20 protein-coding genes are annotated in these 24,307 nt (G+C 70.9%); 7 read left to right on the forward strand and 13 right to left on the reverse strand.

Annotated elements, in window-relative coordinates; genetic code table 11:
- The first annotated feature begins 27 nt into the window (after window positions 1–27).
- Window positions 28–714 (forward strand): YdcF family protein, encoded by a 687-nt coding sequence (locus tag BT98_RS0113430; RefSeq protein WP_081798593.1) that lies wholly within the window; start codon window positions 28–30, stop codon window positions 712–714.
- Window positions 711–1,430 carry a lysophospholipid acyltransferase family protein gene (locus BT98_RS0113435; RefSeq protein WP_019462137.1) on the forward strand — a complete coding sequence of 240 codons (720 nt, stop codon included), beginning with the start codon at window positions 711–713 and terminating at the stop codon, window positions 1,428–1,430. Before BT98_RS0113430 ends, BT98_RS0113435 begins: the two co-directional genes overlap by 4 nt.
- Before the next feature lie 288 nt (window positions 1,431–1,718).
- Here BT98_RS0113435 and BT98_RS0113440 read toward each other — a convergent pair whose 3' ends face one another.
- Window positions 1,719–2,393, reverse strand: a complete 675-nt coding sequence (locus BT98_RS0113440) for a gamma-glutamylcyclotransferase (RefSeq protein WP_051004934.1) — start codon at window positions 2,391–2,393, stop codon at window positions 1,719–1,721.
- Between the two features lie 34 nt (window positions 2,394–2,427).
- Here BT98_RS0113440 and BT98_RS0113445 point away from each other — a divergent pair, with 34 nt between their 5' ends.
- Window positions 2,428–3,687 carry a DUF2125 domain-containing protein gene (locus tag BT98_RS0113445; RefSeq protein ID WP_019462139.1) on the forward strand — a complete coding sequence of 420 codons (1,260 nt, stop codon included), beginning with the start codon at window positions 2,428–2,430 and terminating at the stop codon, window positions 3,685–3,687.
- A 26-nt stretch (window positions 3,688–3,713) separates the two neighbouring features.
- Here the strand turns inward: BT98_RS0113445 and BT98_RS0113450 are convergent, their stop codons facing one another.
- From BT98_RS0113450 to hmgA, 8 genes are all read right to left on the reverse strand, one after another.
- A complete protein-coding gene (locus tag BT98_RS0113450; protein ID WP_019462140.1) occupies window positions 3,714–5,126 on the reverse strand; it encodes a helix-turn-helix domain-containing protein in 1,413 nt (470 codons plus the stop codon).
- A gap of 173 nt (window positions 5,127–5,299) precedes the next feature.
- Window positions 5,300–6,964 carry an alpha-amylase family protein gene (locus tag BT98_RS0113455; protein WP_019462141.1) on the reverse strand — a complete coding sequence of 555 codons (1,665 nt, stop codon included), beginning with the start codon at window positions 6,962–6,964 and terminating at the stop codon, window positions 5,300–5,302.
- Between the two features lie 72 nt (window positions 6,965–7,036).
- Window positions 7,037–8,077: a WD40 repeat domain-containing protein gene (locus tag BT98_RS0113460; RefSeq protein ID WP_019462142.1), complete on the reverse strand. Its 1,041-nt coding sequence runs from the start codon at window positions 8,075–8,077 to the stop codon at window positions 7,037–7,039.
- A complete protein-coding gene (locus tag BT98_RS0113465; RefSeq protein ID WP_019462143.1) occupies window positions 8,077–9,087 on the reverse strand; it encodes a CobW family GTP-binding protein in 1,011 nt (336 codons plus the stop codon). Before BT98_RS0113465 ends, BT98_RS0113460 begins: the two co-directional genes overlap by 1 nt.
- Before the next feature lie 155 nt (window positions 9,088–9,242).
- Entirely contained in the window at window positions 9,243–9,497 is a 255-nt protein-coding gene (locus BT98_RS24360; RefSeq protein ID WP_019462144.1) for a KTSC domain-containing protein, read from the reverse strand.
- Window positions 9,498–10,148: 651 nt separating this feature from the next.
- Entirely contained in the window at window positions 10,149–10,781 is a 633-nt protein-coding gene (gene maiA, locus BT98_RS0113480; protein WP_026033386.1) for a maleylacetoacetate isomerase, read from the reverse strand.
- Window positions 10,782–10,801: 20 nt separating this feature from the next.
- Window positions 10,802–12,115 carry a fumarylacetoacetase gene (gene fahA / locus BT98_RS0113485; RefSeq protein ID WP_019462146.1) on the reverse strand — a complete coding sequence of 438 codons (1,314 nt, stop codon included), beginning with the start codon at window positions 12,113–12,115 and terminating at the stop codon, window positions 10,802–10,804.
- A 23-nt stretch (window positions 12,116–12,138) separates the two neighbouring features.
- Window positions 12,139–13,506 carry a homogentisate 1,2-dioxygenase gene (gene hmgA, locus BT98_RS0113490; protein ID WP_019462147.1) on the reverse strand — a complete coding sequence of 456 codons (1,368 nt, stop codon included), beginning with the start codon at window positions 13,504–13,506 and terminating at the stop codon, window positions 12,139–12,141.
- 68 nt (window positions 13,507–13,574) lie between these two features.
- Between hmgA and BT98_RS0113495 the strand changes: the two genes are divergently transcribed.
- Entirely contained in the window at window positions 13,575–14,132 is a 558-nt protein-coding gene (locus BT98_RS0113495) for a MarR family winged helix-turn-helix transcriptional regulator (RefSeq protein WP_019462148.1), read from the forward strand.
- Window positions 14,133–14,138: 6 nt separating this feature from the next.
- On the opposite strand, the gene BT98_RS0113500 is transcribed toward BT98_RS0113495, so the two are convergent.
- The 4 genes from BT98_RS0113500 to BT98_RS0113515 all read right to left on the reverse strand — a co-directional run bounded on the left by BT98_RS0113500 (window position 14,139) and on the right by BT98_RS0113515 (window position 18,619).
- Window positions 14,139–15,116 carry an MBL fold metallo-hydrolase gene (locus BT98_RS0113500; RefSeq protein ID WP_019462149.1) on the reverse strand — a complete coding sequence of 326 codons (978 nt, stop codon included), beginning with the start codon at window positions 15,114–15,116 and terminating at the stop codon, window positions 14,139–14,141.
- Between the two features lie 36 nt (window positions 15,117–15,152).
- Window positions 15,153–15,389: a DUF2783 domain-containing protein gene (locus tag BT98_RS0113505; RefSeq protein WP_019462150.1), complete on the reverse strand. Its 237-nt coding sequence runs from the start codon at window positions 15,387–15,389 to the stop codon at window positions 15,153–15,155.
- A gap of 13 nt (window positions 15,390–15,402) precedes the next feature.
- The gene (locus BT98_RS0113510; protein ID WP_237719391.1) at window positions 15,403–17,130 is read right to left on the reverse strand and encodes an FAD-dependent oxidoreductase; all 1,728 of its coding nucleotides are present in this window, start codon (window positions 17,128–17,130) and stop codon (window positions 15,403–15,405) included.
- Window positions 17,131–17,314: 184 nt separating this feature from the next.
- The gene (locus BT98_RS0113515; protein WP_019460346.1) at window positions 17,315–18,619 is read right to left on the reverse strand and encodes an NAD(P)/FAD-dependent oxidoreductase; all 1,305 of its coding nucleotides are present in this window, start codon (window positions 18,617–18,619) and stop codon (window positions 17,315–17,317) included.
- Window positions 18,620–19,027: 408 nt separating this feature from the next.
- Between BT98_RS0113515 and BT98_RS0113520 the strand changes: the two genes are divergently transcribed.
- From BT98_RS0113520 to BT98_RS0113530, 3 genes are read left to right on the forward strand one after another with little or no spacing between them, the layout of a single operon-like run.
- On the forward strand, window positions 19,028–21,079 hold the full coding sequence (locus tag BT98_RS0113520) for a hydantoinase/oxoprolinase family protein (RefSeq protein ID WP_026033061.1): 2,052 nt from the start codon (window positions 19,028–19,030) through the stop codon (window positions 21,077–21,079).
- A complete protein-coding gene (locus BT98_RS0113525; protein ID WP_019460348.1) occupies window positions 21,076–22,734 on the forward strand; it encodes a hydantoinase B/oxoprolinase family protein in 1,659 nt (552 codons plus the stop codon). The genes BT98_RS0113520 and BT98_RS0113525 overlap by 4 nt, the downstream gene beginning before the upstream one ends.
- Before the next feature lie 37 nt (window positions 22,735–22,771).
- Window positions 22,772–24,295 (forward strand): ABC transporter substrate-binding protein, encoded by a 1,524-nt coding sequence (locus BT98_RS0113530; protein ID WP_019460349.1) that lies wholly within the window; start codon window positions 22,772–22,774, stop codon window positions 24,293–24,295.
- Window positions 24,296–24,307: the final 12 nt, after the last annotated feature.

A 24,307-nucleotide genomic window follows, 5' to 3' on the forward strand; every position in this document is an offset into this window, starting at 1 on the left:
GGCGTCCGGGCCGGGCCGGTCTCCGCGGTGGCGAGCCCCCCTGACGAAGCCGTGCCGCCCGGTGCCCGCCGGAACGGCACCGTGAACCTGCCGCCGCGCCTGAAGGCCCTCACGCCGACCCTGCGCCGCGCCTTCACCGGGCGCCGGCTGCTGCGGCGGGGCTTCTTCGCCCTGCTCCTCGCCGCCACGCTGGCCACCGGGGCGGGCTATGCCTGGTTCCTGGATGCCGCCTCGGTGCCGTCCCCGTCCCGGCTGCCGGAGGGGACGGGAATCGCGGTGCTGACCGGCGGCCCCGACAGGGTCGAGACCGGGCTGCGCCTGGCGGCTGCCGATCCCGGCGCGCCGCTGATCATCTCGGGCGTCGGGCAGAACACGGATATCGCCGCCCTCGCGCACGAGGTCAGCGTGGAACCCTGGCCCTACCTGGACCGGATCACCCTGGGGCATGCGGCCCGCAGCACGCGCGGCAATGCGCGGGAGATCGCCGCCTGGGCGCGGCAGCACGGAATCGGGACGCTGGCGGTGGTCACCGCGGGCTTCCACATGCCCCGTGCCCTGTTGGAGATGCGGCGGGAGTTGCCGGAGGCCCGGTTGATCCCGTATCCCGTCGCTCCCGCCCGTGCCCGGCCCCCGGCCATGCTGCGGGAGTACCTGAAGTTCGCCGGCGCCCTCGCCGGCCTTTCCGCCTATGGCCGCTCGGAGCCGGACCCTTGATCGCCTTGCGCTCCGCGCTGTTCAACGCGCTCTTCCTCTTCTCGATGGCCGTCTTCCCCTGGATCGGCCTGATGCTGCCCCGGCGCATGACGCGGCCCTTCGTGCGGGGCTGGACGCGCTGGGTGCTGTGCTGGATGGCGGCGATCTGCGGCATGCGGGTGCGGGTGACGGGGCTGGAGAACATTCCCGCCGGCCCCTGCATCGTGGCCTCCAAGCACCAGTCGGCCTTCGACACCTTCGTCTGGCTGACCCTGCTGCCCCACCCGGTCTATGTCATGAAGCAGGAGCTGCTCCGCCTGCCGGGCTGGGGGGCGCTGGCGCGGCGCTTCGGCGCGGTGGGGGTGGACCGCGCCGGCGGCGCCGCGGCGCTGAAGTCCATGGTGCGACAGTCGCGCGAATTCGCCGAGCGGGACAGGGCACAGCTGGTGATCTTCCCGGAGGGAACCCGGACCGCACCGGGCGAGCGTGTGCCCTGGCAGCCGGGCGTGGCGGCGCTGGCCTCCGCCACCGGCCTGCCGGTGGTGCCGGCGGCCACGGATAGCGGTCGCTTCTGGGGACGCCGCTCCTTTGCCAAGCGGCCGGGCACCATCACCCTGGCGATCCTCCCCGCCCTGCCGCCCGGCCTGCCCCGTGCCGAGCTGATGCGGCGGCTGGAGGATGAGGTGGAAACCGCCTCCGCTGCGATGCTACAGGGTTCCCCGCTCCCAGGACCCTGACGAGGGCTGTCAACAAGCATCTGTGGATAAATTGGTGGAATAGCTGCGGGGCGATCCTGCCACGCGGCGCCATCACCACGCGTCAAGGGCTTGCCAAACCTCGGTTTTGGTGCATCGGCCGTTGGCCGCCCTTTGTTCTTATTCATTTGTTTTCAGCTTATTAGACCCGAGTTTGCGCTATCCCCAGCCCTCTGTGGGCAAGGGAGCGCAAACCAGCCTGGCGCTGGGGACGACTCCGCCCCTCCCTGTGGACAACTCTGCGGAAAGCTGCGCCGCGGCTGGGTTTTTTCAGCCCCGGCTTTTCCGGTCCGGCTTTTCCCCAGCCCGGTTGTCGCCAGAGGCAGCGCCAACCGGGGGCAGCAGGTCTGCCAGCCTTTCCAGTGCCGCATCCCGCACTCCCAGGGCCCGGAGCTGCGACACGGTGTTGAGCAGGTAGTCGCGGTTGCTGCCCATTGCTCCGATCCCGAGGCCAATGGCACGCGCCGCCTCATCGGGACCCAGCCCGGCGCAATAGGTGTCTGACCGGCGGTCCACGACATAGGCCACCGCGCGCACGTCGCGTCCTTCGTCCAGCAGCCGAACCTTCAGGCGCATCTGGTGGTAGGAGCCTCCGGACATCTCCCGTTCGTGGAGATAGCCCAGGACCTCCGCCGCCCGACTCCGGGCGACGCGCAGCGCCACGCCCCGGCAGGCGCCGCCACGGTCGAGGCCCAGCACCAGGCCCGGGCGCTCCGGCGTGCCGCGATAGCGTGTGGAGCGGATGCAGAAGCGGCGGTGATAGCCCCGCAGCAGGGCCGGGTGCGCCCCCTCCACCGCGAAGCCCGGTTTCCAGATCAGGGAGCCATAGGCGAAGACGTAGAGCGAGCCATCCGCGTCCAGCAACGCCTCGTCCAGGACGGGGGACGTCTCGGTTTCCGGTGGGTTTCGGGTGCCTTCGGGGGCTGCGGAGGGGTCAGGGGTCATGCGATCGGCCGGGGGGCGCGCTATAGCGGGTGGCGTGGATACCGAGAAGAACGGCGCGCACGCGCCAGGCACATGGCAGGCCTCCCAGGCAGGTCGGGATGCCCCCGCCCGGAATGCCCCTGCACGGACGGCCGATGGTCAGGGCACCGGAGGCGGCGAGGTCGTCCAGGCCCCTCCAGGGCGCCGTGCCGCCCGGCGCCGCTGGCTGCGGCCCGCGCCGCTGCTGCTGGGGCTGACCGTGCTGCTCGCCGGGCTGGCCGCCGCCCATGCCATGCTCTGGCACTGGATGGGTGGGCGGCTGGAGGAAGGCTTCACCGCCTGGGCGCAGAGCCGCCGCGCGCAGGGCTGGCGGGTGGAATACGGCACGCCGCAGCGGGGGGGATGGCCTTTCTCCGCTACGCTGCGCCTGCCGGATTTCCGGCTGAGTGGGGGCGATGCCACGCTGCCGGGCGGGATCGACTGGCGCGCACCGGCACTGGACCTGCGGGTCGTGCTGCCGCGCCTGGACGAGCTGCGCATCGAGCCCAAGGGGCCGCAGAGGCTGCGCCTGGGCGCGCTGGAGCTGCCCTTCGCGGCGGACCGGCTGACCGGGCTGTTGCCGTTGCAGGCGGATGTGCTGCCGCGCGGCGGCGAGTTCCGGGCCGACCGCCTGCGCCTGGGCCTTCCCGGCACCGCCGCGGATGGCGGACCGGGCGGGCTGGAGATCCGCCGGCTGGAGGTCACGCTGGACACGCGCAGCAGCGCCACGGAGGGCGAGAGCGCCATCGCCCTTTCGGTCCAGAGCCAGGGCATCACCCTCCCCAGCCTGTCGCAGGGGCGGAGCTGGCCCCTGGGCCCGAGGATCGAAACGGCGGGGCTGACGGCGTCCCTGACCGGCCCCCTGCCCGTCGGCCGCGTCCCGACCCGGCGGGCCGAGATCTGGCGGGATGCCGGCGGCGTGCTGGAACTGCGCGACGTGACCCTGCGCTGGGGCCCGACGGCGGCTTCCGCCGCGGCGACGCTGGCGCTGGACGAGGCGCTGCAGCCGATGGGGGCCGGCACGGTACGCCTGGTGGGCGCGCAGGAGGCCCTGTCGATGCTGGGCGCCGGCGGCGTGATCGACGCCCGCACGGCCGAGACCGCATCCCGCATGGCGGCGCTTCTCGCCCGGCCCGGCGGCGAGGGCGAGCCGCCGCAGATCGAGCTGCCCCTCACGCTGCAGGACCGCCGGCTTTCGCTGGCGCGGCTGCCTGTCCTGCGGTTGCCGGAACTGGTCTGGCCGGTGCCGCCCGGCCGCCGCGACAGCGAGGAGTAGCGCCGCGCCGGCCGGCTGCCTCCCCCTCAGGCCGGCGCCGGAAGCTCCGCCTCCTGCCGGAAGCGGAAGGGGGTGGAGCCGGTGGTGCTGGGGTCCATGGCGAGGCGATGCGCCAGGGGTGGAAAGGCGCGAGAGCGGCAGTCCGGCCGGTCGCAGAGGCGGCAGGACAGGCCGATGCCGACGCGGGCGCGGTCGAGGTCCAGCCCGTCGGCGTAGAGCACCTCCCCGGCGCGGGAGATCTCGCAGCCCAGCGCCACCACATGCACGGGCACCGGCTCGCCCCAACGGGCGGTCCGGCCCTCCACGGTACGGGCGAGGCAGAGAAAGGCGGCGCCGTCGGGCAGTTCCACCGCCTGCACCCGCAGCCGCCCCGGCGTGGCGAAGGCGTTGTGGACGATCCAGCGCGGGCAGGAGCCGCCGAAGCGGGCGAAGGGGAAGCCGGCGGCGGAGAAGCGCTTGCCGACATTCCCCGCCGGATCGACGCGCAGAAAGAAGAAGGGCAGGCCGCGTGCCTCCTCCCTTTGCAGCGTCGTCAGGCGCTGGGCGGCCTGCTCGAAGCTGACGCCGAAGCGCGTGGCGAGGCGGTCGAGGTCGTGGCGCAGCTCGGCGGCGGCGGCGCGATAGGGCTCGTAGGGCATCAGCAGCGCCGCGGCGGCATAGTTCAGCAGGCCGATGCGGATCAGGTTCGCGGCCTCCGGCGTCGAGGGCGGCTGCGGCAGGAGGCAGGCCTCCACCGCCTCCCGCGCCTCCAGCAGCATGAGCTGGAAGGCAAGGTGGAAGGCCCGGCTCTCGCGCGTCAGGTCCTCCGACAGGTCGAGCCTGCGGGTGGCGGGGTCGTAGTGGCGCAGGTTGCCCTCGGTGGGGCCGACGAAGATCGAGACGCCGTGGCGCGTCCGGAGCCGCTCGCCGATCGCATGGCCCGATTCGGCGCCGCCCTCGGCCAGATCCCGGCCGATCGCCTCGGCGGCTTCCTCCAGCAGGGGGAAGTGGTTGGCACGGTCCTGGAAGAAGTCCCGCGCCTCCTCGGTCGGCAGGATCAGCCGCCGGCCCGAAGGCAGGGCGATGCCGCCGGCATCCTCCCGCGCCACGCGCAGGGCGCGGTAGAGGGCGAGCATGGCGCGGGCCGCCGTGGGCGAGCCCTGGACCAGCGTGGCGAACTCGGCCTCCGGCACGGCCTCCAGCCCCAGCAACGGATCGCGCAGGACCTCCCGCAGTCCCGTTTCCACCTGCTTCTCGCGCTGGCCGGACAGGGCGGCGAGGTCGACGCCGAAGGCATCGGCCAGCTTGAGCAGGAGCGAGGCGGTGACGGCACGCTGGTCGTGCTCGATGAGGTTCAGGTAGCTGGCGGAAATGCCCAGCCTCGCGGAGAGCGCCTGCTGGGTGACGCCGCGCTCCTGGCGCAGGCGGCGGATCGTGGGACCGATCAGGGTCCGGGACATCTCTTTACAGACCTTACATATTTACCGGCTTCACAGTGAAGTTCTTCACAGTGCGCCTTTGCAAAACAAAGAAAGCGTGGCTGGCCCGGGACAGCAATGTCAATCCTTCACGAAACCGCTCACATGCCGGAGACGGCCGTTCCCGCATTCCGCCGTGGCCCCATCGGACGCCTTCAGACTTCGCTGCGGCGGAGCAGGTAGTCGAGGCCGCCGACGCGATACCAGTGGTAGCCATAAGCCTCCATCAGGATGCGATGGCGGCCGCGCTTGTCGGGGCGGCTGTGGTTGCCGGACAGGAGGTTCACCAGCAGGCTGTCGTGGGAGCCTTCGGCGCCCGGGTCGATCGTGATCTCCCTCGCCTCGGCGCCGAGGTTATGGATCACCAGCACGGAGTTGCGGCGCCAGTCGTAGCGGACCGCCAGCACCTCCGGCGTGCCGGTGGGCACGATCCTGAAATCACCCCAGCCGATCTCCGGCACCTCCTTGCGCATGCGGATGATGCGTTCGGTCCAGTTCAGCAGGGAATCCGGATCGCGCCGCTGATCGGCCACGTTGACATGCTCGAAGCCGTAGGCGCCGCCGGAGATGACGGGTTTCGCCGGATGGTCGCTTCTGGTGAAGCCGGCCTGCGGCTCGCTCGACCACTGCATCGGCGTGCGGGCGCATTCGCGCTCCGGAAGGCTCAGGTCGTCTCCCATGCCGATCTCGTCGCCATAGCGCAGGACGGGCGTGCCCGGCAGGGTCATCATCAGGCTGTAGGCGAGCTCGATCCGGCGCCGGTCGCCCTGGAGCATGGGGGCGAGGCGCCGGCGGATGCCGCGCCCGTAGAGCTGCATCGAGGGATCGGGGCCGAAGGCGTCGAAGACGGTCTGGCGCTGCTTCGCCGTCAGGCGGCCGAGGTCGAGCTCGTCGTGGTTGCGCAGGAACAGGCCCCATTGCCCCGTGGCGGGGCGGGGCTTCGTCTTCTCCATGGCCTTTGCCAGCGGCCCGCTGTCGCCACTGGCCAGGGCGTAGAAGAGCGCCTGGTTGACCTGGAAGTTGAAGATCATGTGCATGCGGTCGCCGTCGTCGCCGAAATACTGAAGGTCGGCCTTCGGCAGCACATTGGCCTCGGCGAGGATGATGGCGTCGCCGCGCCGCCATTGCAGGAACTCGCGGAAGCTCCGCAGCATGTCGTACTGCTCGACGGGCTTGGTGACGCCGGGGCCCTTCTTCGCGATGACGAAGGGCACGGCATCCATGCGGAAGCCGGATACGCCGAGTTGCAGCCAGAAGCCCATGATCTTGAGGATCTCCGCCTGGACATGCGGGTTGGCGGTGTTGAGATCGGGCTGGAATTCGTAGAAGCGGTGGAAGTACCATGATTTCGCGACGGGATCGCGGCTCCAGGTGCTGTCCTGCACGCCGGGGAAGACGACGCCCTGGTCCGCATGGGCGGGCTTCCGGTCGGCCCAGACATACCAGTCGCGATAAGGCGAATCCGGGTCCTGGCGGGCGGACTGGAACCAGGGATGCTGGTCCGAGGTGTGGTTGACCACGAGGTCGATGATCACTCGCATCCCGCGCTGGCGGCAGGCATGGGTGAACTCCACGAAGTCGCCCAGCGTGCCGTAGCGGGGATCGACGCCGTAATAGTCCTGGATGTCGTAGCCGTTGTCGCGGCCCGGCGAGGGCTGGAAGGGCATCAGCCAGACGGTCGTGATGCCCAGGCCCTGGAGGTAGTCGAGGCGCCGGGTCAGCCCCTCGAAATCCCCGACGCCGTCGCCATTGGCATCCATGTAGGTGCCGACCGACAGGCAGTAGATGACGGCGTTCTTGTACCAGAGGTCGTCGATCAAGCGGGGCTCCCCGGGGCTGCTTCGCGGCGCTGGCGGCAGAGGCGCCGCCCGCCGGCGAGGCCCCGGCGCCCGTTACCGGCGCGCCAGGTCGATCAACGCCGCGAAGCCCGTTTCGCTGCCGAAGGCGAGATGCGTTCCGGTGCTGTTCCAGCTCAGCGCCGAGACCGGGCCGCGGCCGGGTGCCGCCAGCGGCACGATCTTGCCCGAGGCGATCTCCGCCATCAGCACCAGCCCGTCGGAGAAGCCGGCGGCGAAGACCTCTTGGCTCGGATGGCAGGCGACCGCGGTGCAGAGCACGCCGTCGCCGCCCGCGATCTCCTCCGGCGCCTTGCCCATCGGGCCGCCGCCGAAGAAGGGCCAGCAGATCACCGCCTCGGAGCCCGAGGTGCAGAGCCAGCGGCCCTTGGGCGTGAAGGACAGGAAGCGGGTCTTGGACGGGTAGCCGGACATGCGCATGTGCTGCCCGTCCGTCAGGCGCCAGCCGTGCAGCGCGTTCTCCTGCATCGCCGTGACGACATGCGTGCCGTCGGGCGAGAAGGCGATGGCGTGGTGGCTGCCCTTCCAGTCCAGCTTGCGCGGATTGTCCTCCTTCGCCGCGACGAACCAGATCGAGGCGCCGTTGTAGTGGCTGGCCGCGATCCGCTTGCCCTTGGCATCGAGGGCGACGCCGCCGGCGGTGGAGGGGGTGGCGAGGGTCTTGAGGGTCTTTCCCTTGCCGTCCAGGACATGCACCGCCTTGCCCACCGCCGCGACGCGCACGCCGGAGGGATGGGTGGCGAGGTGTTCCACCCATTTCATCATGCCGAAGCTGGCGAGTTCCATGACCTCGCCCGCCGGGCTGGTGCGCAGCAGGCGGCCGTCGTCGCCGCCGGAGAGGTAGCCGTCGGCACAGTCCGGCACCAGGGACTGGGCGGCGCCGTCATGCGCCCCGACCCGGCGCCACTCGCCGGACAGGTCACGCAGGTCGGCCAGATGCAGCGTGCCGTCGCCCAGGGCGAAGGCGGCGGAGCCTCCGTCATGGCCGAAGGCGGCGCCCACCACCCAGGCGCCGAGGTCGCGCGAGGTGCCCCGGCTTTCCAGCACGAAATCGACGTTGCCGAGCGTTTCCGACATCAGGCGGCGACCGTGGATTCGAAGCCGCGGCGCAGGCGGGGGCGGTTGATGTTGCGGCCGATGAAGACGATGCGCGACTTGCGCGGCCCCTCGGCATCGGCGGCGGCGAGCGGGATGTAGTCGCCGTCGGCGATCATGTGCACGGCCTGGAAGGCGAAGCGGCGGCCCTCCTGGCCCTTGTAGTAGAGGATGCCCTTGGTGCGGAGCAGGTCCTGCCCCTGGGTGGCAAGGACCTCGCTGATCCAGGCGTTGAACTTCGCCTCGTCGACCGGCTTGTCCACCTCGAAGGAGACGCTCAGCACCTCGCTGTCATGGCTGTGCTCGTCCTCGCCGGAAAGGAATTCCGGCTCGCGCTGCAGGATGCGCTCCAGGTTGAAGGCGTCGCGGCCGATCACGCTTTCCACCGGGATGTCGGACTTGGTGGCGCGGCGGATCTCGACGGTGGGGTTGATGGCGCGGATGCGGCGCTCGACCTCGTCGGCCTGTTCCGGTGTCACCAGGTCCATCTTGTTCAGCACGATCAGGTCGGCGAAGGCCACCTGCTCCTCGGCCTCCGGGCTGTCGCCCAGGCGTTCCAGCAGGTGCCTGGCGTCCACCACCGTCACGATGGCATCCAGCCGGGTGGCCTTCTTCACGTCCTCGTCGACGAAGAAGGTCTGGGCCACCGGCGCCGGGTTGGCGAGGCCGGTGGTTTCCACGATGATGCCGTCGAAGCGGTCGCGGCGCTTCATCAGGCCGCCCAGGATGCGGATCAGGTCGCCGCGCACGGTGCAGCAGATGCAGCCGTTGTTCATCTCGAAGACCTCCTCGTCGGCATCGACGACGAGGTCGTTGTCCACCCCGAGCTCCCCGAACTCGTTGATCACGACCGCGAATTTCTGGCCGTGATTCTCGGTGAGGATGCGGTTCAGCAGGGTGGTCTTGCCGGCGCCGAGATAGCCGGTGAGCACGGTCACGGGGACGGGCTCGCGCTCCTGCGGCTTGGCGTCCTGGGTGGTCGTGGCGGACATGCGGAGGCCCTCCGGAGATCGGGGAAAACGGGGTTCGGAGTGTTATATGGTACGGTTTGCGCTCCGGGTCACGGGGCGGGAGGCGGATCTGCGCCCCGTTCGGGGCGGAACCGCCCGCCCCTGCCCGGCATAGGGGCGCCTTCCGGGGCGTTTCCCTAGGGCCCCGGGAGGGATGCCCCGGCGGGATCGTCCGTCCAGGCGGCGATCCTGAAGCGGTCCTTGATCCGCCGGTTGTAGAAGCTGCCGGGCGACGGGGAGCGGGCGAATTCCTCGTAGAGCATCCGCGGCACGCCCTGGAACAGGTAGGGGCCGCGTTGCCGGCCGCTTTCCTGCCGGAACCAGACCGCGAGCAGGGAGGAGCCGGGATCGTGCTCGATGCGCTCGATCGCGCTGGAGTTCAGTTGGGGCATGGTGGGAGCGATGTTTCCACCCTGCGGATATGGGGCCGGTCATCTGCCGGAACCAGATCGTGCGGGCAGCGAAGCCGGGCCGGAGCCTTCCGCTCTCCGTATCGTTTTCGGGCTTTGGCACTTTAGGATTTTAGGCCTTTATCCGGCCGGACGGGTGCGGCTCGAACTCCACCTCGGGGGCAGGCGACGCTGCGCCGGGAGGGGCGCGCGCGATGGGGTATCGCGTTGACTTTATTCCTATATCGCGGGGTGGCCAGGGAAGCAAGGGGCATTTGCGGTGGCGGGGCCCGACCCATGCGGCTGTGGGGCGCGTGGCCCGGGGGAAAGGCCCTGCCTTCCCCCCGATACCCCCCATCCGCCAGGAGCCAGTGGCTCCTGGACCTGCCGGTCGCTTGGCGCTTGCTGCGGACGGACCGCGCCGGAGAGCCTGGCTCTCCGGCGACGGCAGGCGCCACGCGCGGAGAGGATGTTTCCTTCATCCGGCTCCCGCTGTTTCCGCTTGCCTGGCGGGATCAGCCCCAGGAACTGGCCTTTGCCGGAAGCGCCAACACATCGGGTCCAGGGCACGCAGTGTCCTGGCGGTGAGGGGGTCCGGGCGGAGAGGCAGGGCCTCTCCCCCGGGGATGGCCCCGGTGCATTCCGCCGTTCGTACTATTCCGCGTCGGGCTGGCGGTCCGGGGCGGCCTCGGCGAAGGCCGGAAGGGCGTTGCAGGCCGCCTCCGCCGCCAGGAGGCGCGGCAGGGCCGTGAGGTCGCAGCGGAAGCGGCGGGCATTGCCGAGCTGCGGCACCAGCGCGATGTCGGCCAGGGTCGGGGCCGCGCCGAAGCAGAAGGGGCCGGGCTCGCCACGGATCAGCGCTTCGCAGGCGGCGAGGCCCTCGCCGATCGCCCAGCGGGCCCAGGCGGTGACCTCCTCCTCCGGCAGGCCCAGGCCGCGCAGCCGGGCCAGGACCTTGAGGTTCTGCACCGGATGGGTGTCGCAGGCGATGACCTGGGCGAAGGCGCGGACCCGGGCGCGGGCGTCGCGCCCCGAGGGCAGCAGCGGCGGCTCGGGCCAGCCTTCCTCCAGCCATTCGCAGATGGCCAGGGACTGGGTGAGGACCGTCCCCTCGCCGGTCTCCAGGGCGGGCACCAGGCCCTGGGGGTTCAGGCGGAGATAGTCCGGCGCCCGCTGCCCGCCATGGCGCAGGTGGTGGAAGGCCTGGCCGGGGCGGAGGCCCTTCAGGTTCAGGGCGATCCGCACGCGCCAGGCGGCGGAGGAGCGGAAGTAGCCATGCAGGCGCATCGTCTCGCCTTTCGCCAAGGTCAGCGGGCCGGAAGGATCGTGGCGCGGCACTCGCCGAAGCCGATGGGGGCGGCGCCGTCGCGGCGGGCGCGCAGGCGCAGCGTGACCTCGTCGCCATCCTCCAGGAAGCGGCGGCTCTCGCCGGAAGGCAGCACCAGCGGCTCCCTGCCGCCGCGCGTGGTTTCCAGCAGCGAGCCGAAGCCCGTGGGATCAGGCGCGGAGATCGTGCCGGAGCCCAGCAGGTCGCCCGGCTGCAGGTTGCAGCCGTTGCTGGTATGGTGCGCGATCATCTGCGCCACGGTCCAGTACATGTGCCGCGTGTTGGACAGCGAGACGCGGTGCGGCGGCAGCCCCTGCTCGCGCATCCGGGCCGTGGCGAGCAGCACCTCCAGCTCCAGGTCGAAGGCACCGGCGCGCTGGTCGGCCTCGTCCAGCAGATAGGGCAGCGGGGCCGGGTCGCCCTCGGGGCGCGGCGGCTGGGCGATGCGGAAGGGGGCCAGGGCCTCCGGCGTCACCACCCAGGGCGAGAGCGTGCTGCCGAAGTTCTTGGCCAGGAAGGGGCCGAGGGGCTGGTATTCCCAGGCCTGGATGTCGCGCGCCGACCAGTCGTTGAGCAGGCAGTAGCCCGCGACATGCGAGGCCGCCTCGCCCACCGGGACAGGTTCCCCGAGCTCGTTGCCGGGGCCGACCCAGATGCCGAGCTCCAGCTCGTAGTCCAGCCGCTCGCAGGGGGCGAAGCGCGGCGCCTCGGCCTCCGGCGCTTTCAACTGGCCCTTCGGCCGGCGGATGCCGGTGCCCGAGACGCGCAGCGAGGAGGCGCGGCCGTGATAGCCGATGGGCACGTACTTGTAGTTCGGCAGCAGCGGATTGTCGGGGCGGAAGACCTTGCCGATGTTGGTGGCGTGGTGGATGCCGACGTAGAAATCCGTGTAGTCGCCGACCTGCGCCGGCAGGTGCAGGGTGCAGTCCGCCGCGGGCCGCAGGCAGGGCTCGGCCCGGGCGCGGTCGTCGCTGCCCAGCGACAGGATCTCCGACAGGCGGACGCGCAGGGCGCGGCGCGGGCCGGCGCCGAGGGCGAAGAAGCTGTTCAGCGTTTTGGCGGAAGCGGCCCCGGCCGCCCGGGCGGCCTCCCCGGCGAAGAGTCCGGCGGCCAGCGCAGCCGGGAGGTCCAGCACCTGGTCGCCGATCGCCACGCCGCCGCGCGGCGCACCGCCCGGCGGGGAGAAGATGCCGAGGGGCAGGTTCTGGATCGGGAAATCCGCGTGCCCGTCCGCCCCCGGCACCCAGGAGCGGCGCGCGGGGTCGTGGGTGGCGTCGGGGGCGGTCTCTGTCATGCTGTCTCTCACGGTGCGGCTGCTCAGGGTCGGCTCGGGTCGAAGTTCTTGCGCAGGCCCAGGCCGTAGCCGGCGTAGTCGGACTGCAACTGCGGCGCCTCGGCGGCGAAGCGGGTGACGCGCTGCGGGAAGCGGGTCTCGAACATGAAGGCCAGCGTGCCTTCCAGCTTGTGCGGCTTGAGCTCGGCGCTGCTCGCCTTCTCGAAGGAAGGCTGGTCGGGCCCGTGCGGCAGCATGGTGTTGTGCAGGGAGAAGCCGCCCGGCGCGAAGCCGCCGCCGGTCTTGGCGTCATAGACGCCGTAGATCAGGCCCATGAACTCGCTCATCACGTTCATGTGGTACCAGGGCGGACGGAAGGTGTTCTCGGCCACCAGCCAACGGTCGGGGAAGATGACGAAGTCGATGTTCGCCGTGCCGGGGGTCTCGGAGGGCGAGGTGAGCACGGTGAAGATCGAGGGGTCGGCGTGGTCGAAGAGGATCGGGCCGACCGGCGAATAGCGGCGCAGGTCGTATTTGTAGGGGGCGTAGTTGCCGTGCCAGGCGACCACGTCGAGCGGCGAATGCGCGATCTCCGCGCGCCACAGGCTGCCGCCCCACTTGATGGTGAGGGTCGAGGGCGCGTCGCGGTCCTCGTAGGCCGCCACGGGGGTCAGGAAGTCGCGCGGGTTGGCCAGGCAGTTGGCGCCGATCGGGCCACGGTCGGGCAGGGTGAAGGCGCCGCCGTAGTTCTCGCAGAGATAGCCGCGCGCCGGCTGTTCGTCATGCAGTTCCACGCGGAGCTTCACGCCGCGCGGGATCACCGCGATCTCGCCCGGCTCGATGTCGATGATGCCGAATTCGGTCCAGAGCCGCAGATCGCCCTGCTGCGGCACGAAGAGCATCTCGCCATCGGCGTTGTAGAAATACTCGTCGCGCATGGAGCGGGTGACGAGATAGAGATGGGTGCCCATGCCCGCCTGGGTCGCCGCATCGCCGGCCGTGGTGATGGTGCGGATGCCTTCCAGGAAGCCCGTGCCCTGCCCCTCCGGCAGCGGGACCGGGTCCCAGCGCAGCGGGGCCGGCGCCATCTCCACCTCGGTGCAGGGCGCGGTGCGCCAGAGGCCGGCGCCGATCTTCCGGAACCGGCCCCAATGCGTCACGGTCGGGCGGATGCGGTAGAGCCAGGAACGCTCGTTGGTGGCGCGCGGCGCGGTGAAGGGGGAGCCGGAAAGCTGTTCGGCATAGAGGCCGTAGGCGCAGCGCTGCGGCGAGTTTCGGCCGATGGGCAGGGCGCCCGGCAGAGCCTCCGTCTCGAAGCCGTTGCCGAAGCCGGACAGGTAGGCCGCCTGGTTCGCCGCGGTGGACGGTGCCGCCATCGAGGGGGCCAGCGCGGGCTTCACGGTCTGGTTCATGCGTCTTGCTCCCGATCCGGGTCAGAGCCGGTTATGATGGTTCGGCAAGGGATTTTATATCGTCTCATATGATATCGAAAGCACGAAATGCGGCCCGCGCGGCGCGGTCCGGGACCAGAGCGGCGGAAGCCGGTGCGGAGGCCCCCCGCCCGCTGGTCCTGGGGGAGTTCCTCCCCTATCGCCTGTCGGTGGTGACGGAGGCGGTGAGCGGCCTCTTCGCCACCCGCTACCAGGAACGCTTCGGCCTCAGCATCCCGGAATGGCGCGTGGTGGCGGTGGTGGGCGAACAGGGCTCGCCCACCACGCAGGAGGTGATCGAGCGCACCGGCATGGACCGGGTGCGGGTCAGCCGCGCCGTGATCCGCCTCGCCGACAAGGGGCTGCTGGACCGCCGCGCGCATCCGCGCGACCAGCGGGCGCAGATCCTGAGCCTGACGCGGCAGGGGCTGGCGACCTATCGCCAGATCGTGCCGCTGGCCCTGACGCTGCAGGCGGCGCTGGCCTCGGCGCTGACCGAGGCGGAGCGGCGGCAGCTCGACGGCATCCTCGACAAGATCGGCGCGCGGGCGCGCGAGATGCTGGGCGAGGAAGCCGGGCACGGGGAGGCGGAGGAAGAGGCGGGCTGAGCGGGATCAGCCCTCCAGCTCGGCGGATTTCACCGGGCGGCTGCCTTCCAGGGCGCGCCACATCTCCACGTCCCGCTCGGCGGTCCAGATCTGCGGGCGGTCGAGGCCGCGCGCCTCGTCATAGGCGCGGCTGACGTTGAAGGGCATGCAGTGCTCGAAGATGACCCAGTGACCGTATTTCGGGCGCATCCGTTCCATGGCGGCCGCGTAGATCTCGCCGAGCTCCTGGCCGGCGGCCACGCCTTCCTTCGCGATGCGGAAGAGGTCGGTGGTGAAGGAGGCGGTGCCCTCGATGCCTTCCGCGATATCGGCCTCCGTGAGCAGCGAGCGGCCGCGGCCCGGCACCATGGCCCTGGGCCCCAGCGCCTTCAGCGCCGCCAGCGTGTCCGGCCAGTCGGTGAAATGCGCGTCGCCGCAATAGGGGGTGGCGCCGAATTCCACTGTGTCGCCGGCGAAGGCCACGCGCTCCTCCGGTAGCCAGACCACCGTGTCGCCCGCCGTGTGGGAGCGGCCGATGTGGATGATCTGCACCTCCCGCCGGCCGAGCCAGAGCGTCATCTTCCGCTGGAAGGTGATGTGGGGCCAGGTGAGGCCGGGGATGCTTTCCTTGCCCTGGAACAGGCGCGGGAAGCGGCCGATCTCGCTGTCCATGTCCTGCTGGCCGCGTTCCACGATCATGTCGCGCGTGACGTCGGAGGCGATGATCTCCGCGCCCTCGTAGCCCGAGGCGCCGAGCACCCGCACGGCGTGGTAGTGCGAGAGCACCACGTGCTTCACCGGCTTGTCGGTCACGGTGCGGATGCGGGCGATCACGTCCTGCGCCATGCGCGGCGTCGCCTGGGCATCCACCACCAGCACGGAATCGTCGCCGATGATCACGCCGGAATTGGGGTCGCCCTCGGCGGTGTAGCCGTAGAGGCCGGGGCCGAGCTCCTCGAAGGAGACCTTCTTCTCGGCGAGGTCCGTGGTGCTGGCGAATGACATGGCGTGGTCCTCGTTCTGTTCGGTTCGTGCCACGCTTCATTGCGTGACGCGCAGGGTCTCGTCGGCGCCGGCGGGGAGGATGCCCTGGCGGGCACGGGCCAGGGCCTGCTCCAGCACCCGGGCATCGCCGATATGGTTGGCAAGAAGCAGGACGAGGCGCGCATTGACCTGCTGGCTTTGCGCCGGGGTGAGGCCGCGCTGGGCATCGACCAGGGCGGCGTAGAAGTCGTCCGGCGCATCGAGGTTGGGTTCGGTGTTCAGCGTGCCGGGCATGGCGGGCGTCCCTTCAGGCATTGCCGCTGGCGCGGGCGAGCGCGGCCAGGATGCGGGCGGGGTCGGCGGTGCGCCAGCGGGCGCAGACATGCTGGTCGGGGCGGAGGAGATAGAAGCCCCCTTCCCCGCCATCGTAGCGTTCCCAGGCCAGGCCCTCCGCATCCTCCAGCACCGTGGCGCCTTCCACGGCGAAGGGCGCGGAGCCGGCCGGGCGAAGGACCACGAGGCGCATCGGCACGGCGCCGGAATCGAGCGCGCGCAGGGCGGCCAGCAGGCCGGGCGCAGGCGGCGCCGCGGCAAAGAGCAGGCCGGTGAAGGTGCCGCCGAGATGCCGCAGCAGCCATTCCGGCTCCCCGTCCCGGTGCCTCCCATCCTGGGACACGGGCGCGTCCGCCGCCACCGCGCCGGGCACCATGGCGCCGGCGAAGCTGTCGGCATCCGGCGTGTTCAGCGGAGAATCGCGCAGCACCGCCGGGACGGAAAGGCGGCCGCTGTTGACCATGCGCCGGGCGAAGTTGCAGTCGCGCGCCAGGTCCAGCACGGCATCGCGGAAGGCGCGGCTGGCCTCGTTCTTCGGCGTGATGAAATCCGTGCTGCGGGTCGAGTTGCGGATGTTCTCGTCGGCGGCGAAGACACGCTCGCCGTCATAGCTGTCGAGCAGGCCCTCCGGCGCAGCGCCGCGCAGCACGAGGCCGAGCTTCCAGGCGAGGTTCTCGGCATCCTGCACGCCGCTGTTGGCGCCGCGCGCGCCGAAGGGGGAGACGCCGTGCGCGGCGTCGCCAGTGAAGAGCACGCGGCCGTGGCGGAAGCGGTCCATGCGGCGGCAGACGAAGCTGTAGACGCTGACCCATTCCAGGGTGAAGGCGCGGTCCTCGCCCAGCAGCGCCCTGACGCGGGGGATGACCTTCTCGGGGCACTTCTCCGCCTCCGGATCGGCGTCCCAGCCGAGCTGGAAGTCGATGCGCCAGACCTGGTCCGGCTGGCGATGCAGCAGCACGGACTGGTTGGGGTGGAAGGGCGGGTCGAACCAGAACCAGCGCTCGGAGGGGAAGTCCGCCTCCATCCGCACATCGGCGATCAGGAAGCGGTCGCGGAAGACCTGCCCCCTGCTTTCCAGCCCCATGAGGCGGCGGGTGGGGCTGCGGCCGCCATCGGCGGCGACCAGCCAGTCGGCCTGGAGGCTGTAGGGGCCGTCCGGCGTTTCCACCTCCAGCCACACGCCGCCGGGGGCGTGCCGCAGGCCGGCGAGGCTGTTCTTCCAGCGGATTTCCAGGTTCGGCAGTTCCCGCGCGCGTTCCAGCAGGAAGCCTTCGACGTAGTATTGCTGCAGGTTGACGAAGGCCGGGCGGGCATGGCCGGTCTCGGGCAGCAGGTCGAAGCTGTAGACGGGCTCGTCGCGGAAGAAGACCTTGCCGCAGTTCCAGACCACGCCCTTCTCGACCATGCGGTGGCCGCAGCCGAGGCGGTCGAAGATTTCCAGGGTGCGCTTGGCGAAGCAGATGGCGCGCGAGCCGCCGGCGAGGCGGTCGTCGTCGTCCAGCACCACCACCGGCGTGCCGGATTGCGCGAGATCGATGGCCGTGGCCAGCCCGACCGGGCCGGCGCCGACCACCACCACCGGATGGCGGACCGGCTGGGCGGCGTCCTGGTCGGCGGAACGGCGATAGCCGAAGCGGAGGGTCTGGTAGTCGGGGGCCGGCGGCGCGAGGTCCGGCACGGATGGCGAGACGGCTTCCTGCAACCCCTTGGTCCTCCCTTTTTCACGGACGCCTTGCCGGCGTTCCTGTACGCTTCCGGGAAGATGTGTCTCATATGATATGATCTGGTCAAGGGACTTCGCCGCCTGGGTGCGGGGTGGGGGCCAGGGGTGGGCCAGGGGTGGGCCAGGGGTGGGAAGGAGCGGCCCCGGCGGGGCCGCCCTGGCGTCAGGCCGCCATGCGGCGGAAACGGTCGTGGCGGAAGGGCGCCGGGTCCACGATCGGGGTGTCGTTGGCCACCAGATCGGCCATCAGGCGCCCCGCCCCGGGCCCGATGCCGAAGCCATGACCGGAGAAGCCGGTGGCGATGTGCAGGCCGGGGATGCGCTCCACCGCGGAGATGACGGGCACCACATCGGGCGTCACGTCGATCAGCCCGCCCCATTCCTGCGCCACCCGCATCGCGGCGAAGCCCGGGAAGGCGCGCGTCAGGTTGGCACGGGCGCCGTCGAGCAGGGCGCGGGAGGGGACGGGGTCGAGGACCCGCACCGCCTCGAAGGGCGAGGCTTCCTCCATCCCCCAGTGGCGCGGGATGCGCCATTCCTCCAGGAAGCGGCCGCCGATGCGGAGGCGCAGGTCGCTCCAGGTCGCGCGCAGATTGGGCAGGAAGTCGAGGAAGAGGCGGAAGCTGTCCGGCGTGATGTCCGACACGGCGGCCCGTTGCGAGATGGTGTAGCCGCCATCGGCGCGCTTGCGGAAGGCGAAGTCCGAGGCGGCTGCCGCGGTTTCGGGCAGGCCCTCCAGCGGCTGGGTGCGCAGCACCGAGCCCAGCACCTTCATCTGCGGCAGGTCGAAGCCGGAATTGCCGCAGAACAGGCGCGACCAGGCGCCGCCCGCCAGCACCACGGAATCGCAGGCGATGCGGCCCTTCTCCGTCACCACCCCGGCGATGCGGCCGCCCTGCCGGTCCAGCCCGCGCACGGCGCAGCCGGTCAGGATGGCGGCGCCCCGCTCCCGCGCGGCGCGGGCGATGGCCGGGGCGGCGCGCTGCGGCTCGGCGCGTCCGTCGCTGGCGGTGTAGAGCGCGGCCGGCCAGCGGCGGGCGGAGCCGGGCAGCACCGCATCGACCTCCGCCGTGCCGAGCATGCGGCTGTCGAGCTGGTAGAGCTTCGCGTGTTCCAGCCAGGCCTCGTGCCGGGCGATGTCGGCCGGCCCCTCGCAGAGATAGACGATGCCGGACTGGCGGTAGCCCGTGTCGATGCCCAGGCGTCGGTCGAGGCCGCGCCAGATGCGCTGCGCCTCGATGCTGAGCGGGATCTCGCGCGGGTCGCGGCCCATGGTGCGGCACCAGCCCCAGTTGCGGCTGGACTGCTCCCCGCCGATGCGGCCCTTCTCGCAGAGGGCGGCGGAGATGCCCTTCTCGGCCAGGGCCAGCACGGTGCTGACGCCGATGATGCCGCCGCCGATCACCACGACATCGACGCGCGCCGGCAGGCTGGGATCGGATTCCACGGGATCGACGGGTGGGGACATGGTGTCTCTGTTTCTCCAGCGCCCGGATGGCGGATGGTGCCGGGCGGGCGACCCCGACGGTATACAGGAGAACTGGAGCAGCAAGTTCCGGACCGTCGCAAGCCCGCATCGCTTCCCCGGTGGTGTGGCCGGCTGGAAAACCGGCCCCGGCGGATGGTGGCTGGCCGGGTATACCGGAATTTCCGCGTCACCCCCGCCCCGGCCAAGGTAGGGGCATCGTTCCTGGCCCGGCTCTTGCTTCTGGCCAGGGCATCCAGCCCGGACAGGCGGCTTGCCGCAGCGCATGAAGACATCCTGCCCGTTGTGGGTGGAGAGTGCCGGAATCGGCGGCGGGATGCCGGCAGGACTGGGGCGACGAACAGGGCCTGGCACATGCCCGGCCCGGAACCGGATGAGGGGATCGATCGGATGGTCTGGCGTATCGGAGTGGATTCCGGCGGCACCTTCACCGATGTCTGCCTCTTCGAGGAGGAGACCGGGCGGATGGCGGTGTGGAAGGTGTCTTCCACGCCGGACGATCCCTCGCGCGGCATCGCGCAGGGCTTCGAGGAGGGCATCGGCCAGGTCGGCGTCGCGGCCGGCGAGGTGGGCTTCCTGGGCCATGGCACCACGGTCGCGACCAATGCGCTGATCCAGCACCGGGGCGTGAGGACCGGGCTGATCACCACGGACGGGTTCCGCGACCTGCTGGAGATCGGGCGGCAGAAGCGGCCGGAGCTCTATGACCTGCAGGCCGACAAGCCGGAGATCCTGGTGTCGCGCGACCTGCGGCTGGAGGTGCCGGAGCGCGTCCACCACGACGGCCGGGTGGAGACCGCGCTGGACGAGCAGGCGGTGCGCGAGGCCGCACGGGCGCTGCGGGCGGCGGGGGTGAAGTCCGTGGCGATCTCTTTCCTCTATGGCTTCGTGCGACCGGAGCACGAGGCCACCGCGAAGCGCATCGTGGAGGAGGAGTTCCCCGAGGCCTTCGTCTGCGCCAGCCACGAGGTGGCGCCCGAGTTCCGCGAGTTCGAGCGGCTCTCCACCACCGCGGTGAACGCCTATCTCGGCCCGGTGATGGAGGGCTATATCCGCCGGCTTTCCGCCCGGCTGCGCGACCTCGGCCTCGCCGTCACGCCGCAGCTCACGCAGAGCAATGGCGGCGTGATCGGCTTCGAGGCGGCGGCGCGGCTGCCCGTCCGCACCGTGCTGTCCGGCCCCTCGACCGGCGTGGTGGCGGCGCAGGAGATCGGGCGGATGGTCGGCATCCCCGACCTGATCACCTTCGACATGGGCGGCACCTCCACCGACGTGGCGCTGCTGAAGGACAGCCAGTGCCGCCTGACCGGGGAGGCCGAGGTGCATGGCTATCCGATCAAGGCGCCGATGCTCGACATCCACACGGTGGGCGCGGGCGGGGGCTCCATCGCCTATGTGGACAGCGGCGGGCTGCTGAAGGTGGGGCCGCGCTCCTGCGGCGCCTTTCCCGGGCCGGTCTGCTATGACAAGGGCAGCACCGAGCCCTCCACCACCGATGCGAACGTGGTGCTGCAGACGCTGAACCCGACACATCTGCTGGCCGGGCGCATGCCGGTGCGGCAGGACCTGGCGAAGGAGGCGATCGGGCGGCTGGCGGAGAAGCTGGGGCTGGACGTCATGGCCACGGCGCAGGGCATCATCAGCGTGGTGACGGCGAACATGGCGCGGGCCATCCGCGTCATCTCCGTGCAGCGCGGGCACGATCCGCGCGACTACACGCTGGTGGCCTTCGGCGGCGCCGGGCCGCTGCATGCGGCGCGGCTGGCGAAGGAGCTCGACATCTCCCGCATCCTGGTGCCGCTGACGCCGGGCATCCTTTGCGCCACCGGGCTGCTGCTGACCGACCTGCGGGCGGATTTCGCCTCCACGCGGCTGGCGGTGCTGGGGGAGGGCTCGCTGCCGCTGATGCGCGAAGCCTTCGCCGGGCTGGAGACCCAGGCGCGGGCCTGGTTCGAGGCCGAGGGCATCGCGCCGGAGGCACGGCGCCTGAAGCGCACCGTGGACATGCGCTATGCCGGGCAGAACTACGAGCTGAGCATCCCGCTTCCCGAGGGGGAGATCGGGAGCGCGACGCTCGATGCCCTGGCCGAAGGCTTCGCCGCCGCGCACCGGCAGCGCTACGGCTTCGTGGCGGAGGGGGAGACGGTGCAGCTCGTCACCTATCGCGCCGAGGCGACGGGAGTGGTGCGAAAGGCCGCCTTCCAGCCGCGGCCGGAGGTGGGGCCGGATGCCTCCGCCGCGCGGATCGGCGAGCGCGAGGTCTGGATGCCCGAGGCGGGCGGCTGGACCCCCTGCCCCATCTACGACCGGGCGAAGCTGCGGCCCGGCAATGCCGTCCAGGGCCCGGCCATCATCGAGCAGATGGACACCACCACCGTGGTGCTGCCCGCCATGGTCGCCCGCGTCGAACCCTATCTGAACCTGATCCTGGAGGCCGCATGAGCGCCGCCGCGAAAGACCGGGCTGTGGTCGATCCCATCACCGTCGAGGTGATCTCCTCCGCCCTGTCCTCGATCACCGAGGAGATGGGCGAGGCGCTGGTGCGCGCCTCCTATTCCACCAACATCAAGGAGCGGCGGGACTGCTCCACGGCCCTGTTCAACACGGCGGGCGAGACGCTGTGCCAGGCCGAGCACATCCCGATGCACCTCGGTTCCTTCATCGGGATCATTCCGCATATCCTCAAGCGGCATCCGGTCGCGGAGATGCGGCCGGGCGACGTCTTCATGGGCAACGACGCCTATGAGGGCGGCGGCACGCACCTGCCGGACATCGTGCTGGCCGAGCCGGTCTTCGTGGAGGATGGCGGGACGAGCCGCATCGTCGCCTGGGCGGTGAATACGGCGCACCATGCCGATTTCGCCGATCGCGGCCATGCCCACATCTTCCAGGAAGGCATCCGCATCCCGCCGATCCGTCTGTACCGCGCCGGCGAGTTGCAGAAGGATGTGCAGGAGCTGCTGCTGCTGAACTGCCAGGTGCCGCGCGAGCGCCTGTCGGACCTGCGGGCGCAGATGGCGGCGAACCGGCTGGGCGTGGAGCGGATGCAGGCGCTCTGCGCGAAATACGGCACGGACACGGTGCTGGCGGCGGGCGATGCGCTGCTGGACTATGCGGAGCGCAAGATGCGCGCGGGCATCGCCACCATCCCGGACGGCACCTACCGCTTCGAGGACCTGTTCGACAATCCCGAGATCGACCGGGACCTGCCGATGTCCTGCGAGATCGCCGTGGCGGGCGACGAGATGCGCCTGCATTTCGAGGCGCCGGACCAGGTCCGGGCCGGGCTGAACATGGTCTACACCGCGCTGCTTTCCACCGTGTACTACGCGGTGAAGACGGTGGTGGACCCGACCATCCTGCCCAATGCCGGCCTCGCCCGGCCGCTGGCGGTCACGGCGCGGGAGGGCAGCATCGTCAACTGCACCGCCCCCGCAGCGGTGAACGGGCGCATCGCCGCCTGCCAGCGCGTGGTGGACCTGATCCACGGCGCGCTGGCCCAGGTGGTGCCGGAGCGGGTGATCGCCGCCTGCAACGGCTCCGTCGCCTCCGCCACCTTCGTCGGCACGCAGCCGGGCACGGGGGAGATCTGGGTCTATCTGGAGACCATCGGCGGCGGTTCCGGCGCGCGTCACGACAAGGACGGGCTGGATGGCGTGCATGTGCACATGACCAACACCTCCAACCTCCCGGCCGAGGCGCTGGAGCTGGAATATCCGCTGACCCTGCTGCGCTATGAGCTGGTGGACGGTTCCGGCGGCTGCGGCACGCATCGGGGCGGCATGGGGCTGCGCCGGGTCTATCGCGCCGAGGCCGAGTGCCGGCTGCGCGTGGACGGCTCCCGCCTGCGCTCCGCGCCCTGGGGGCTGGCCGGCGGGTTGCCGGGCGGCATGGGCGGCTTCGTCTATGGGGAGGGCGTGGCGCCCTTCGACCACGGTTCCGGCGTGCTCAGGCCTGGACAGGTGGTGGAGATCGTCACCCCCGGTGCCGGGGGCTATGGCCCGCCTTCCGGCCGCACCGCCGCGGAAGTCGCCCGCGACGTGGCGGAACGCCGCATCGACCCCGGAACCGCGCGCCGCGTCTACGGCGCGTCCTGAACGCCTCCTGCTGACCCTGGGTAAGGATTGACGAACCATGTCTCCACGCATCGCCCGTCGCTCGCTGCTCGGGGCCGGCATGGCCCTGCCACTGCTGGGTCTCGCCGCCCGGGCGGCGGAATCCTCCGGCGTGCTGCGCCTCGGCCTTTCCTCCTATCCGCCCAACCTGACGCCCTGGATCAATGCCGGCTCGGCCGCCGGCACGGTGGTGTCGCTGATGCACCGGGGGCTGCTGTCCTTCGACGGGGATGGCAGGCTGCAAGGCGAGATCGCCGAGCGCTGGGAGGCCGACGGCAAGGACTGGGTCTTCCATTTGCGTGACGTCACCTGCCACAACGGCCGGAAGATGACCTCCGCCGATGTGAAATGGACGCTGGAGCAGGTCGGGGGTGAGAAGTCCACCGCCTATATGCGCCCGCAGATGCAGGCGGTGGAGCGCATCGAGACGCCGGATACCCGCACCGTGCGGCTGGTGATGAAGCAGCCGATGGTCACCATCCCCGAATGGCTGGCGACCTATTTCATGCCGATCGTGCAGAAGGATTCGATCGAGCGCGGCGGGGTGGGCGTGGGCTGCGGCCCCTTCGTCATGAAGTCCGCCGAGCGCGGCACCTCGATCGAGCTGGAGGCCTTCCCCGGCTTCTACAGGCCCGGCCTGCCGAAGCTGAAGGGCGTGCGCGCCGTCGCCTATCCGGACGAGAATGCCCGCGTGGCGGCGCTGATCGCGGGCGACGTGGACCTGATCGACTATGTGCCGTGGCAGTCCATGGGGCGGATCGAGTCCGAGCCGAAGCTGCGGCTGGACACGCAGAACGGCCCCTTCATGTACCTGCAGTTCAACGGGCGCAGCGGGCCGCTGGCCAATCCGCTGGTGCGGCAGGCGATCGGCTTCGCCATCAACCGGGACGACATCATCAAGGGCGCCTTCTTCGGGCGCGGCACGCCGATCCACGGCGTTCCGCTGCTGCCCGCCAACCCGTTCTATTCCCAAAGCGCGAACAGCACCTTCCGCTTCGATCCCGCGCAGGCCCGGGCGCTGCTCGCCAAGGCGGGAGTGGCGGAGGGATTCTCCTGCAACCTGCTCTCCACGGCGCAGTACGGCATGCACAAGGACACGGCCGAGGTGGTGCAGCAGAACCTCGCCGCCATCGGCATCCAGGTGCAGATGAACCTGCCGGACTGGGCGACGCGCGTGCAGCTCGGCAATCGCGGCCAGTATGACCTCGCCATCGGCGGCACGGCGGTGGAGATCACCGATCCGGACGGGCTGAGTCCAATGATCGACAACAGCCTGCCCGCCTCCTACATCCGCAGCACCGGCTTCACCACGCCGGGGCTGAGCGAGCTGCTGGCCCAGGGGCGCGCCGAGAGCGACGTGTCGAAGCGCAAGGAGATCTATGCCAGGGTGCAGGATCTGGTGGTGGAGAACGTGCCGATGCTGGGCCTCTGCTACCGCTCGCAGGGCTATGCCATGACCTCGGCGCTCAAGGGCTTCGTCAACCTTCCGGGGCCGCTGACCTTCTATTCCCCGGCCACGCTCGAAGCGGCCAGCCTGTCGTGATGCCGCGGAGGA

The organism is Roseomonas mucosa ATCC BAA-692 (genome assembly GCF_000622225.1).
Taxonomy (GTDB): Bacteria; Pseudomonadota; Alphaproteobacteria; order Acetobacterales; family Acetobacteraceae; genus Roseomonas; species Roseomonas mucosa.

Excerpts from the sequence above, each read along its gene's own strand:
- BT98_RS0113440 (WP_051004934.1), bottom strand. The coding sequence starts at position 2,393 with ATGACCCCTGACCCCTCCGCAGCCCCCGAAGGCACCCGAAACCCACCG.
- BT98_RS0113450 (WP_019462140.1), bottom strand. The coding sequence starts at position 5,126 with ATGTCCCGGACCCTGATCGGTCCCACGATCCGCCGCCTGCGCCAGGAG.
- BT98_RS0113460 (WP_019462142.1), bottom strand. The coding sequence starts at position 8,077 with ATGTCGGAAACGCTCGGCAACGTCGATTTCGTGCTGGAAAGCCGGGGC.
- BT98_RS0113465 (WP_019462143.1), bottom strand. The coding sequence starts at position 9,087 with ATGTCCGCCACGACCACCCAGGACGCCAAGCCGCAGGAGCGCGAGCCC.
- BT98_RS24360 (WP_019462144.1), bottom strand. The coding sequence starts at position 9,497 with ATGCCCCAACTGAACTCCAGCGCGATCGAGCGCATCGAGCACGATCCC.
- maiA (WP_026033386.1), bottom strand. The coding sequence starts at position 10,781 with ATGCGCCTGCATGGCTACTTCCGCTCCTCCGCCGCCTGGCGCGTGCGG.
- fahA (WP_019462146.1), bottom strand. The coding sequence starts at position 12,115 with ATGACAGAGACCGCCCCCGACGCCACCCACGACCCCGCGCGCCGCTCC.
- hmgA (WP_019462147.1), bottom strand. The coding sequence starts at position 13,506 with ATGAACCAGACCGTGAAGCCCGCGCTGGCCCCCTCGATGGCGGCACCG.
- BT98_RS0113495 (WP_019462148.1), top strand. The coding sequence starts at position 13,575 with ATGATATCGAAAGCACGAAATGCGGCCCGCGCGGCGCGGTCCGGGACC.
- BT98_RS0113500 (WP_019462149.1), bottom strand. The coding sequence starts at position 15,116 with ATGTCATTCGCCAGCACCACGGACCTCGCCGAGAAGAAGGTCTCCTTC.
- BT98_RS0113505 (WP_019462150.1), bottom strand. The coding sequence starts at position 15,389 with ATGCCCGGCACGCTGAACACCGAACCCAACCTCGATGCGCCGGACGAC.
- BT98_RS0113515 (WP_019460346.1), bottom strand. The coding sequence starts at position 18,619 with ATGTCCCCACCCGTCGATCCCGTGGAATCCGATCCCAGCCTGCCGGCG.
- BT98_RS0113520 (WP_026033061.1), top strand. The coding sequence starts at position 19,028 with ATGGTCTGGCGTATCGGAGTGGATTCCGGCGGCACCTTCACCGATGTC.
- BT98_RS0113525 (WP_019460348.1), top strand. The coding sequence starts at position 21,076 with ATGAGCGCCGCCGCGAAAGACCGGGCTGTGGTCGATCCCATCACCGTC.
- BT98_RS0113530 (WP_019460349.1), top strand. The coding sequence starts at position 22,772 with ATGTCTCCACGCATCGCCCGTCGCTCGCTGCTCGGGGCCGGCATGGCC.